At 68.2% G+C, this 11526-nt stretch carries 10 protein-coding genes, 1 pseudogene and 1 riboswitch; of the genes and pseudogenes, 8 read left to right on the top strand and 3 right to left on the bottom strand.

Going from position 1 to position 11526, the window contains the following annotated elements:
• Positions 1-57: 57 nt before the first annotated feature.
• The 3 genes from PL79_RS03665 to PL79_RS03675 form a co-directional block, all read right to left on the bottom strand.
• Positions 58-1068 carry a sodium:calcium antiporter gene (locus tag PL79_RS03665; RefSeq protein WP_044848313.1) on the bottom strand — a complete coding sequence of 337 codons (1011 nt, stop codon included), beginning with the start codon at positions 1066-1068 and terminating at the stop codon, positions 58-60.
• 72 nt (positions 1069-1140) lie between these two features.
• Positions 1141-1317, bottom strand: a riboswitch (yybP-ykoY riboswitch).
• 139 nt (positions 1318-1456) lie between these two features.
• Positions 1457-2872, bottom strand: coding sequence for a heavy metal sensor histidine kinase (locus tag PL79_RS03670; RefSeq protein ID WP_044848314.1), 1416 nt, complete (start codon positions 2870-2872; stop codon positions 1457-1459).
• Positions 2869-3540 (bottom strand): heavy metal response regulator transcription factor, encoded by a 672-nt coding sequence (locus PL79_RS03675; RefSeq protein ID WP_044848315.1) that lies wholly within the window; start codon positions 3538-3540, stop codon positions 2869-2871. Before PL79_RS03675 ends, PL79_RS03670 begins: the two co-directional genes overlap by 4 nt.
• A gap of 266 nt (positions 3541-3806) precedes the next feature.
• On the opposite strand from PL79_RS03675, the gene PL79_RS03680 reads away from it, so the two are divergent.
• The 8 genes and pseudogenes from PL79_RS03680 (at position 3807) to PL79_RS03715 (ending at position 11305) form a co-directional block, all read left to right on the top strand.
• On the top strand, positions 3807-4193 hold the full coding sequence (locus PL79_RS03680; RefSeq protein WP_044848316.1) for a hypothetical protein: 387 nt from the start codon (positions 3807-3809) through the stop codon (positions 4191-4193).
• 87 nt (positions 4194-4280) lie between these two features.
• Positions 4281-4586, top strand: coding sequence for a hypothetical protein (locus tag PL79_RS03685; protein WP_044848317.1), 306 nt, complete (start codon positions 4281-4283; stop codon positions 4584-4586).
• Positions 4583-6224: pseudogene (locus PL79_RS03690) on the top strand (TolC family protein). Before PL79_RS03685 ends, PL79_RS03690 begins: the two are co-directional and overlap by 4 nt.
• 1 nt (position 6225) lies before the next feature.
• The gene (locus PL79_RS03695) at positions 6226-7521 is read left to right on the top strand and encodes a multicopper oxidase family protein (protein WP_044848319.1); all 1296 of its coding nucleotides are present in this window, start codon (positions 6226-6228) and stop codon (positions 7519-7521) included.
• A gap of 73 nt (positions 7522-7594) precedes the next feature.
• Positions 7595-7942: a copper-binding protein gene (locus PL79_RS03700; RefSeq protein ID WP_044848320.1), complete on the top strand. Its 348-nt coding sequence runs from the start codon at positions 7595-7597 to the stop codon at positions 7940-7942.
• Positions 7943-7956: 14 nt separating this feature from the next.
• On the top strand, positions 7957-8337 hold the full coding sequence (copC, locus tag PL79_RS03705) for a copper homeostasis periplasmic binding protein CopC (protein WP_044848363.1): 381 nt from the start codon (positions 7957-7959) through the stop codon (positions 8335-8337).
• On the top strand, positions 8334-9275 hold the full coding sequence (locus PL79_RS03710) for a copper resistance D family protein (RefSeq protein ID WP_044848321.1): 942 nt from the start codon (positions 8334-8336) through the stop codon (positions 9273-9275). The genes copC and PL79_RS03710 overlap by 4 nt, the downstream gene beginning before the upstream one ends.
• 218 nt (positions 9276-9493) lie before the next feature.
• Positions 9494-11305 (top strand): ExeM/NucH family extracellular endonuclease, encoded by a 1812-nt coding sequence (locus tag PL79_RS03715; protein ID WP_044848322.1) that lies wholly within the window; start codon positions 9494-9496, stop codon positions 11303-11305.
• Positions 11306-11526 lie beyond the last annotated feature (221 nt).

Consider the following 11526-nt stretch of genomic DNA (forward strand, 5'->3'; position numbering starts at 1 on the left):
CTTCAGCACCTTCAGCACCCTTCAGCGCCTTCAACGCATTCAGCGTCTTCAGCGTCTTCAGCGCGTCAACGTCACGAACAGATAGCCGACATACCCGGCCCCGTTCGCCAGCAGCGCCCAGATCGCGAGCCCGCGCGCACGCGCATTGACACGCAGCCAGACCGCCGCCGCGAGCGTGATGACCACGCCGGTCAGCACTTCGGGGCGCGGCTCCCACGGCGTCAGCATGATGCCGATCGCCGGTAGCAGCGTGCCCTGGAACACCATCGCGCCGGTGATGTTGCCGAACGCGAGCGTGTCCTTCTTGCGGCGGATCCACAGCACGCTGTTGACCTTTTCCGGCAACTCGGTCGCGATCGGCACGATGATCAGCGACAGCAGCAGCGCGGAAATACCGAGCAGGTGCGACACGCCTTCGACGCCGTGGATGAAGCCCTTCGCCCCGCCGACGAGCAGCGCGACGCCGAGCGCGAGCTGCAGCGCGATGGTCGCGAGGTTGGTCGGCAGCCCGACGCGCGACAGGAACATCGCGTGCGGCGCCTCGGTGCCGTGCCCGGCATCGACGAGCCGGGTCGACGCGCGGAACGTCATCACGACGTACATCACGTAGACGCCGACCAGCATCGCGGCGAGCAGCGCGCGGACCGCCCACACGTGATGCGGGACGAACATCGCTACGGTGGCGAGCGCGAATGCGGCGATGAAGTAGTTCAGGTCGCGCACGAAGCCGGTCCGCTCGGGCGCGATCGTGCCGGTCAGTCCGCGCGAGCGGATCACGGCGAGCGTCATCAGGAAGGTCGTCAGCGTCGCGAGCATCAGCGGCGCGCCCAGAATCGCGCCGACGCCGATCTCCTCGTTGACCGCCGCGTTCGACGTGCCGCCGGCGAGCGCGAGCAGCGGCACCATCGTTTCGGGCAGCGCGGTGCCGACGGCGGCGAACAGCGAACCGGTCACGCCTTCGGAAATCTTCAGCCGTTCGCCGAGATGTTCGAGCGCATTCGTGAAGAGTTCGGCCGCGACCAGGATGACGATCAGCATGAACGCCAGTTCGACGAGCATCAGGGTCATGCGGCACCTCCGCAGGCAGGCAGGCGGGCAGTGGCGAAACGCGAGAGGGAAGCCAGGAGGAACATGGGGACTCCGTGGTCGGACGTGGACGAACCATGACGCATCTGCCGACGTCCGACCAGGAACGACGCGATGCGTCGATGGTCTCGCCAGACCGATACGGCCGAATACGCCACGGCCGCAGGCCGAGTGTGTTGACGCATTCGCTTTCCGGGGATGGAAAGCAGGCTACTCCCCAAAGACGAAGGGCAGTCTAGCCGAGCCGGCCGCTTTCGGCAAGCGTGTGCGGTCATGCCGCTTCATTCGGGATGGTCAGCCGCCTTCCGACGGACGCACACGCAATTCCAGGAAGCAATCGGTGTGCGCGCACGGCGGCGTCACGCGCGTGTCACGCAGCGCCGGCCGGGAAATACAGCGCGAACGTCGTGCGTCCGCCCTGGCTCACGACCTCGACCTTGCCGCGGTGCAGTTCGACGATCGACTTGACGATCGCGAGCCCGAGCCCCGCGTTGCGCGCCGCGCCGTGCCGCGACGAATCGATCCGGTAGAAGCGCTCGAAGATCCGCTCGATCTGTTCGGGCGGAATCGCCACGCCGCGGTTCGTGACTTCGACGACCGCGAAGCCGGGCCGGGTCGAGACGGCCAGCTCGATCGTCGACCCGGCTTCCGCGTGTTCGAGCGCGTTCGACGCGAGGTTGCTGACGGCGCGGCGGAACAGCGTCGCGTCCGCGACGACCGGCGCTTCGCCGCGCACGTCGAGCCGCACGCCGGCCTCGTCGGCCAGCGCCTGGAAATACGACGCGAGCCGGCGCAGTTCGTTGCCGGCGTCGAGTTCGGCGGTCTTCAGGTGCTGCCGCGCGTTGTCCGTGCGCGCGAGAAACAGCATGTTCTCGATCATCCGCTGCAGCCGTTCGCATTCCTCGATGTTCGAATCGATCAGCGCTTCATATTCCTCGGTGGTGCGCGCGCGCGACAGCGTGACCTGCGACGCGCTGATCACGTTCGCGAGCGGCGTGCGCATGTCGTGCGCGAGGTCGGACGAGAACTGCGACAGCCGCACGAACGCGCGCTCGAGCCGGTCGAGCATCCGGTTGACCGAGGTGGCGAGCTCGCGCAACTCGACCGGGCCGCCGCGCGCGTCGAGACGCGCGTTGAGGTTGTGCGCCTCGATGCGCGACGTCTGCCGGCCGAGGCTCTCGACCGGACGCAGGCCGCGGGACGCGACCGCGTAACCGAGCGCGCCGACCAGCAGCGCGCCGAGCGCGGCCGCGAGCCAGATGTCGACGCGATAGCTTTCGAGCAGCGACTGGCGATCGGCAGCCGTGCGCGCCACCGCGACCTGGACGGTTTCGCCCGACGGCAACGTGGCGCGTGCACGCACGCAGCGCGACGGGCCGATGCCGGGCGGCGCGCAGGTGAACGGGCTGGCGGCCGCGCGCGAGGCACCGGCCGGCTGCGGCCGTGCGATCACCGACGCGAGCGAGTGGCCGGCTGCGTCGGTGTGTTCGACGAGCGGGCGGTTCGCGCCGTCGTAGATGCCGAGATAGACGCCCGGATGCGACAGCAGCACTTCATGGAAGACGGCCGGATCGGCGCGCAGGGCGGCGGTTGAGCCGCTCGCGTGCGCGAGCTGCAGGAACTGGTCGAGCTTGCCGGCGATTTCGATGTCGTCGCGCCGGGTCAATTCGGCGGACAGCGAGCGATACAGGTACGCGCCGGTCAGCGCGAACACGAGCGCGGCCACGGCCGCGAACGCGAGCGTCAGGCGCCGAAGCAGCGAATACGGGGCGGGGCCGCCGGTCACGCGCGATCCTCGAGCACGTAGCCCATCCCGCGGATCGTGTGGATCAGCTTCTTCTCGTACGCGTTGTCGATTTTCGCGCGCAGGCGCTTGATCGCCGCATCGACGACGTTCGTGTCGCTGTCGAAATTCATGTCCCAGATCTGCGACGTGATGAAGGTGCGCGTCAGCACTTCGCCCTCGCGTTCCGCGAGCAGCTGCAGCAGCGCGAATTCCTGCGCGGTCAGGTCGATGCGGGTGTCGGCGCGCCGCACGCGGCGCTTGATCAGGTCGACTTCCAGATCGGCGACCTGCAGGATCTCGCGCGCATTGCGCGGCGCGCGCCGCAGCAGCGAGCGGATGCGGGCGAGGAACTCCGCATACGCGAATGGCTTGAGCAGGTAATCGTCGGCGCCCAGTTCGAGCCCCGTGACCTTGTCCTCGATCGCCTCCCGGGCCGTCAGCAGCAGCACCGGCGTCTGCTTCTGCGCGCGCAGGCGCCGAAGCACCTCGAAGCCGTCCAGTTCCGGCAGCATCACGTCGAGCACGACGAGATCGAAATCCTCGTGCAGCGCGAGGAACAGCCCGTCCTGGCCGTTCTCGGCGACGTCGACCGTGTAGCTCGCCTCTGTCAGCCCCTTGCGGAGGTACGACGCCATCTTGGGTTCGTCTTCGACTATCAGTATCCGCATGGTGGTGCAGGCCGTGGGTGATTCCGGCCGGTCAGTGTAACGCGTGAGCTTACGGCGCCGCGCGTGCGCGAAAGATGACCGGCGGATGACGGAATTGTCATCCGCCGCGCGTGCGATGCCGTGCCGCCCTTCATGAAAATCCGGTCATGTTTCGGCCATGTCGTCGTCACGCCGGCGACGATAAGCTGCGGCCGTCTTGTGTCCGGAGCGCGCCGTCGCGGCGCCGCTCCCGTTCATCCGGTCATTGTCTGCCTGATTCCGCATCCATGTCGTACTGGCGCAAATTCATCCTCGTCGTGCTGCTGGCGCTGTGCGTGCCGCTCCAGTCGTTCGCGACCGGGTCGATGCAGTGCGCGGGCACGGTCGCTGCGGTGCCGCATGCGGAGCATGGGGCGAGCGCCGCTGCGCCCGCTGCGTCGCCTGCAATGCAGCGCATGCACGGCGAACCGCATGAGCACGACAACCACTCGCGGCATGCGACGCCTTGTTCCGCCTGCGGATCCTGCTGTTTCGGCACGGGCATGGCGGAGGTGCCTGCGGTGCCCGTTACGTCGGACATCGGTACCGCGATCGTCTCTTTCGCGCCTTCGACCGTCGTCGTGTCGTTCCTGACCGGCGGCATCGACAGGCCGCCGCGCCGGATTTCCGTCTAGTCCCTGCCCGCGGCCACCGGCCGCGATCCACACACGGTGCCGGCGAACGCACGACGTCCGCCGCACGACTCACGACGAGAAACATCCATGCGATTGATCATTGCGGCGCTGCTTGGCGCGGCGAGCCTCGTGCCGTCGCTCGCGCCCGCGCAAACCGCCTTTCCCGATCCGGCCGATGCGGCCGCGTCGGTGCCGGACGTCACGACGACGTCCGCGTTCGACGGCTACGTGCCGTATCGCGACGACGCCGGCCCCGGCTGGAAGCAACTGAACCGGGACGTGATGGAGCGGCCCGTGAAGGCACCCACGAAGGGACACGCGACCGGACACGCGAAGCCCGGAAACCCGGCGGGCGGCGCAGCCCATTCGATGCACGGAGGGGCCGGGCAATGACGCGATTTGCGATTTCACCGCGATTCGGCGCGACCATGCTCGCGCTGGCATTTCTCGCCGGCTGCACGACGTTTTCGAAGGACGGCGGCTTCGACGCCGTGTCGTCCGCCGCATCCGAGCGCATCGGGAAGGACGCCGTCATCGTCAGGACCGATGCCGACCGCGAAGCCGTCGACAAGCGGACGAAGGAATTGCTCGCGAAACCGCTGTCGATGGACGACGCGGTGCAGCTTGCGCTGCTGAACAATCGCGGCTTGCAGGCGTCGTATGCGGAACTCGGGCTGTCGGAGGCCGATCTCGTGCAGGCCGGCCGGCTGCCGAATCCGCGCTTCTCGTTCAGCCGCACGCGGGCCGGCGACGGCGAACTGAGTCTCGGCCGTACGTTCTCGGCCAACGTGTTCGCGCTGCTGACGCTGCCGCTCGCGACGAACATCGAACGCCGCCGCTTCGAGCAGACCAGGCTCGAAACCGCCGACACGATGCTGAAGGTCGCGGCCGACGCGCGCCGTGCGTATGTCGAAGCCGTCGCCGCCGAACAGGCCGCGAATTATGCGCAACAGGTCCGCGACGCCGCGAGCGCGGCCGCCGAACTCGCGCAGCGCATGCGGCAGGCCGGCAATTCCAGCCGGCTCGACTACGCACGCGAACAGGCGTTCCATGCGGACGCGGTCGCGCAGCAGGCGAAGGCGCAGCAGCAGGCCGTGGCCGCGCGCGAGAAGCTCACGCGCGCGATGGGGTTGTGGGGCGAGCGCACGCGGTACGCGCTGCCCGAGCGCTTGCCCGACCTGCCGAACGCACGCCCCGATCTGCCCGATCTCGAGCGCTATGCGATGCACAACCGCCTCGACATCCAGGCCGCGAAGCTGCGGACGCAGGGCGTCGCGTCGTCGCTCGGGCTCAGCAAGGCGACACGCTTCGTCAACGCGGTCGATCTCGGCTACGTGAACAACTACGAGACCGACAAGGGGCACGAGCACGGCTACGAGATCAGCGTGGAGATTCCGCTGTTCGACTGGGGCGGCGCGAAGGTCGCGCGGGCCGAGGCCGTCTACATGCAGTCGGCGAACCGGCTCGCGCAGACGGCCATCGACGCGCGCTCGGAAGTGCGCGAATCGTATGCGGCATACACGACGCGCTACGACGTCGCGAAGCACTATCGCGACGAAGTCGTGCCGCTGCGCAGGACGATCTCGGACGAGTTGCTGCTGCGCTACAACGGGATGCTCGCGAGCGTGTTCGAGCTGCTGGCCGATGCGCGCGAGCAGTCGGCGCGGTGAATGCTACATCGATGCACTGAAGGACTACTGGCTCGCTGAAACGATCTGCAGGCGGCCGTCGGCCCGCCTGCCGACTGGCCAGACAACGCAGGGCCAGCCGACGCAGGCAACGCAGGCAACGCAGGCAACGCAGGCAACGCAGGCAACGCAGGCAACGCAGGCAACGCAGGCAACGCAGGCGACGCAGCCAACACAGCCAACACAGCCAACACAGCCAACACAGCCAACACAGCCAACACAGCCAACACGGCCAACGCCACGCGCGAACGCTCCCGCCGCATCCACGCCCGACGCTGCGTCGCGGCCGGCTTCTTCACCCGTGGCGCAACCGGCGCCCGCAACGCATCCGGAAGGTCATTGACATGGTGTCCCGTCGACAATTTCTCAGCGGCTCGGGTGCCGCGCTGCTCGGTGCGGCGATGGTCAGCAAGGCCGGCGCGGCGTCGCTGCCCGAAGCACCCACGATGGCGAAGGCCGGCACGCAGCCGCCGCTCGTGCCGCCAAACGGCCGCCCGTACACGCCCGTCGCGACGCTGAACGGCTGGACGCTGCCGTGGCGCATGAAGAACGGCTGGAAGGAGTTCCACCTGACGGCCGAACCCGTCGTGCGCGAGATGGCGCCCGGGATGAACGCGAACCTGTGGGGCTACAACGGCCAGTCGCCGGGCCCGACGATCGAGGCCGTCGAAGGCGACAAGGTCCGCATCTTCGTGACGAACCGCTTGCCCGAGCACACGACGATCCACTGGCACGGGCTGCGGCTGCCCAACGGCATGGACGGCGTCGGCGGCCTTACGCAGCCGCATATCCCGCCCGGCAAGACCTTCGTCTACGAGTTCCAGCTGGAGGCGCACGGCACGTTCATGTATCACCCGCACGCCGACGAGATGGTGCAGATGGCGATGGGGATGATGGGCATGTTCATCGTGCATCCGAAGGATCGCGCGACGATGCCGGTCGATCGCGACTTCGTCTTTCTGCTCGCCGCGTACGACATCGATCCGGGCAGCTACACGCCGCGCGTCAACGAGATGACGGACTTCAACATGTGGACGTTCAACTCGCGCGTGTTTCCGGGCATCGACCCGCTGCCGGTGCGGGCGGGCGACCGCGTGCGGATTCGTTTCGGGAACCTGACGATGACGAACCATCCGATTCACCTGCACGGCTACAGCTTCGAGGTGGCCGGCACCGACGGCGGCTGGATTCCGCCGGCGGCGCGCTGGCCGGAGGTGACGGCCGACGTCGCGGTCGGCCAGATGCGCGCGATCGAGTTCACCGCCGATCGTCCGGGCGACTGGGCGTTCCATTGCCACAAGTCGCATCACACGATGAACGCGATGGGTCACCAGGTGCCGAACCTGATCGGCGTGCCGCAGAAGGATCTCGCGCAGAAGATCGGCAAGCTCGTGCCCGACTACATGGCGATGGGCAGCACCGGCGGCGCGATGGGCGGCATGGAGATGCCGCTGCCCGACAACACGCTGCCGATGATGACGGGCACCGGCCCGTTCGGGCCGCTGGAGATGGGCGGCATGTTCACGGTCTGCAAGGTGCGGCAGGGGCTCGGCCGCAACGACTATCGCGATCCGGGCTGGTTCCGGCATCCGAGGGGCACCGTCGCGTACGAATACACCGGCGAATTGCCGGACGGTTGAGCGGCAGGCAGCATGCGGCGGCCGCGACGATGCGGCCGCCGGTTTTCGTTTCATTCACTCAGGAGCACGCACGATGAAGAAGGGACTGGTTTCGATTGCAACGGGTTGCATGCTGGCGTTTTCCGCCGCGTCGTACGCGGCTGGCGACATGGCCGGCATGGACATGAGCGGCGGCGCGATGCAGGGCGCCGACGCGAAGCGCGGGATGTCGCACGGCGAGATCCGCAAGATCGATACGGGCACGGGCAAGCTGACGATCAAGCACGGTCCGCTGGACAACCTCGGGATGGACGCGATGACGATGGCGTTCAAGGTGAAGGACACGGCGATGCTGTCGCAGGTGAAGGTGGGCGACAAGGTCGACTTCGTCGCCGAGGACGTGAGCGGCGCGCTGACCGTCGTCGAGCTGAAGAAGCCGTGATGACGGGCCCGACCATGAAGATCACCACTCTGGGGCGGCTGGCCGCCCTCGCCGCGGCCGGCGCGATCGCCGCCGCCGTGCCGGCCGCGGCGTTCGCGCACGGCAAGCTGGAAAGCGCCGCGCCGGCGACGGGCAGCACGGTCGATACCGCGCCCGACACGTTGCGCCTTGCGTTCAACGAAGACCTCGAACCGGCGTTCAGCTCGGTGAAGGTGTCGGACGCGAGCGGCAACGCCGTCGCGCACGAAAAGGCGAAAGTCGATGCGTCGAATCCGCGCGTGATGACCGTCGCGATCCCGAAGCTCGCGCCCGGCGCGTACACGGTGCAGTGGGTGGCGATGACCGCCGACGCGCATCGCACCAAGGGTACCTATACGTTCAGGGTGAAGGGGTGAACGAGGGCTTCGTCGGCCTCCTGAGGCTCGTGTCGGTGGCGATCCAGAACACCGGGTTCGCCGTCATCGTCGGCGCGCTGCTCGGCAGCCACTGGCTCGCGCGCGGCGAGTCGGCGTGGCAGCACGGCATCGCGCGGCGTCTCGTCGCGACGCCGCGCATCGCGTCCGTCGTGTCGCTGCTCGCGAGCACCACCGCGTTCTGGGCGCACTGCGCGCTGATGAGCGACGTGTCGATGCTGGACGCCGGGCCGGCCGTCCGCTCGATGCTCGCCGGCACCGGCTTCGGCCACGCGTGGCTGGCCAGTGCGGTGTTCACGGCGGTCGTCGTGCTGCTGTCATTGCTTCGGCATGCGAACGACACGCGCTTTCCGTTCGCAATGTGGGCCGCACTCGCGGGCGTCGCACTCGCGCGCAGCAACGGCGGGCATCCGGTCGACGCGGGGCTGTTCAGCGTGCCGGTGTGGGTCGACTGGCTGCATCTGCTGGCGATCAGCGCGTGGGTCGGGCTCGTGTTCGTGACTGCGTTCGGCGTGATGCCGCGTCTTGCCGGCATGCCGACGAGCGAACGCGCGACCGGCGCTTCGTTCGTGCAGTCGCTGTCCGATGCGTCGACGTATGCGTTGATCGTGCTGTTCGCGACCGGCGCCTACAACGGCTGGCGCGGTGTCGATACGCCCGCGAACCTGCTTGCGTCGACGTACGGACAGATCCTGCTGTTCAAGCTCGCGCTCGTGCTGATCGCGGCGGCGCTCGGCGGGCACAACCGGTTCTTCGAGATGCCGAAGCTGCTGGCGGCGCTGAAGGACCCGGACGCTGCGACGCCGGCCGGCCTGTTGCGCCGGTTCGGCGCGGTGCTGCGGATCGAGGCGGTCGTGCTGGCCGGCGTGCTGATGGTGGCTGCCGTGCTCGTGTCGAGCGCGTTGCCGGGGACGGTTTAGCTCGACGGTTGGCGTGGCGAAGCCGGCATCGGGAAATCGTCGCGTCGCAACAGGGGGCGGGATTCGTCAGGCGATTTCCCGCTTTCCGACCGCGGGCGCGCGGTCGATCGCCATCGCGCAGCGGTGTCGAAGATTACGTTCATCTGTCTTCCGGTTACTAACAACTGTCATCGAGCGCCGCTAAGCTTTCGCTATCCTCACAACCGGGATTCCCCGCCATGCGCTCGACAATCCGCCTGTTTGCCCCGCTATTGCTGCTTCCCACGCTTGCCGCACCGGTCTTCGCCGCCACTGCCGCCCCCGTCAGCCCGAACTGCGGCGGCAGCACGACGCCGATCGCCGACATCCAGGGGCCAGGCGCGCCGTCGCCGCTCGCCGGCCAGAACGTGTCGATCGAAGCGGTCGTCACCGCCGATTTCGGCGGCACGGACGGCTTCGGCGGCTTCTTCGTCCAGCAGGCCGACGCGCAGCGCCGCAACCAGCCGGGCGTGTCCGAAGGCCTGTTCGTCTATGCGCCGAAGGCGCGCGCGAAGGCCGGCGATCTCGTGCACGTGAGCGGCAAGGTCGAGGAAAAATACGGGCAGACGCAGCTGACGCTGTCGGGCGCGATCGCGGTGTGCGCGAACGGCCAGACGGTCACGCCCACGACGCTCACGCTGCCGGTCGACAACCCGAACGCGTTCGCCGCGTACGAAGGGATGCGCGTGCGCCTGCCGCAGACGCTCACCGTCACCGACAACTACGAGCTCGGCCGCTACGGCAGCGTGATGCTGAGCAACGGCCGCCTGCACACGCCGACGAGCGTGGTGCCGCCGTCGCAGGCGCAGACGCAGATCGATGCGAACGCACGCAACCGGCTGATCCTCGACGACGGCTCGAACAAGCAGAACCCGGCGACCGTGCCGTATCCGGCGCCCGAACTGTCGGCCGCCAACACGCTGCGCTCGGGCTACACGGTGCGCGACGTCGAAGGCGTGCTCGAGGTGCGTTACGGCGCATGGCGCGTGCAGCCGCTGCCCGGCGCGGCCGCGCCGACGTTCGACGCGCGTTCGAACCCGCGCACCAACGCCCCGGCGCGCGATCCGAAATCGAACCTGCGCGTCGCGTCGTTCAATGTCCTCAACTACTTCAACGGCAACGGTCTCGGCGGCGGCTTCGACGATCCGAACAACCGCGGCGCGAAGAGCTACCCGGAATTCCAGCGCCAGGAAGCGAAGATCGTCAGCGCGCTGAAGGCGCTCGACGCCGACGTGATCGGCCTGATGGAAATCCAGAACAACGGCTACGGCGAACTGAGCGCGGTGCGCCAGCTCGCGGCGAAGCTCGGCAGCCACTGGCGCGTGGTCGACCCGGGCACGTCGCGCCTCGGCGGTGACGCGATCACGGTCGCGATGATCTACGACAGCCGCGCGGTCGAACCCGTCGGCCGCGCGTCGACGCTCGCGATCGACGACAAGAACCGCCAGCCGCTCGCGCAGTCGTTCCGCCGGATCGGCGGCAAGCAGGCGCTGACGATCGCGGTCAACCACCTGAAGTCGAAGAACTGCCCGGACGCGGCGAACGACGATCTCGACCAGGGCGACGGCCAGGGCTGCTGGAACCCGACGCGCACGCGCGCGGCCGCGAAGCTGGCCGACTGGCTCGCCGGCACGCCGACGGGCGTCGCGGGGCAGGGCACGCTGCTGATCGGCGACTTCAACAGCTACACGTACGAAGACCCGATCCGCCTGCTCGAATCGCGCGGCTACCGCAACCTCGTGTCGCGCTGGATCGGCGCCAATGCGTACAGCTACGTGTACAACGGCGAAGCCGGCTACCTCGATCACGCGCTCGCGTCGCTGCCGCTCGCATCGCACGTGAAGGCCGTGCACGAATGGCACATCAACGCGGACGAGCCGCTCGCGCTGCAGTACACGCTCGCGTACAAGTCGGCCGAGCAGCAGAAGACCTTCTACGCGCCGGATGCGTATCGTTCGTCGGACCACGATCCGGTGCTGATCGATATCGCGCTGCCGGGCGGCGGGCGCTGATCTTCTCCACGTCGAACCTCTGAAGTACGGCGTGCGGCGCTGCCGCACGTCGTCGCTTGAGTCGGCGGCGGCGCGCAAGTCATGCGCTGTCGCTCGCTCACCGGCCTCTCTCTCCTCCACGCATCACGTGCCCGATTCGCGATCGCTGCAATCCGATCCGGAATGCGCGGCGCGAATGATCGCTTCTTCGTTGCGAATGCCCGCGTATTACGCATCAATGC

This window comes from Burkholderia sp. USMB20 (assembly GCF_000949135.2).
GTDB lineage: Bacteria > Pseudomonadota > Gammaproteobacteria > Burkholderiales > Burkholderiaceae > Burkholderia.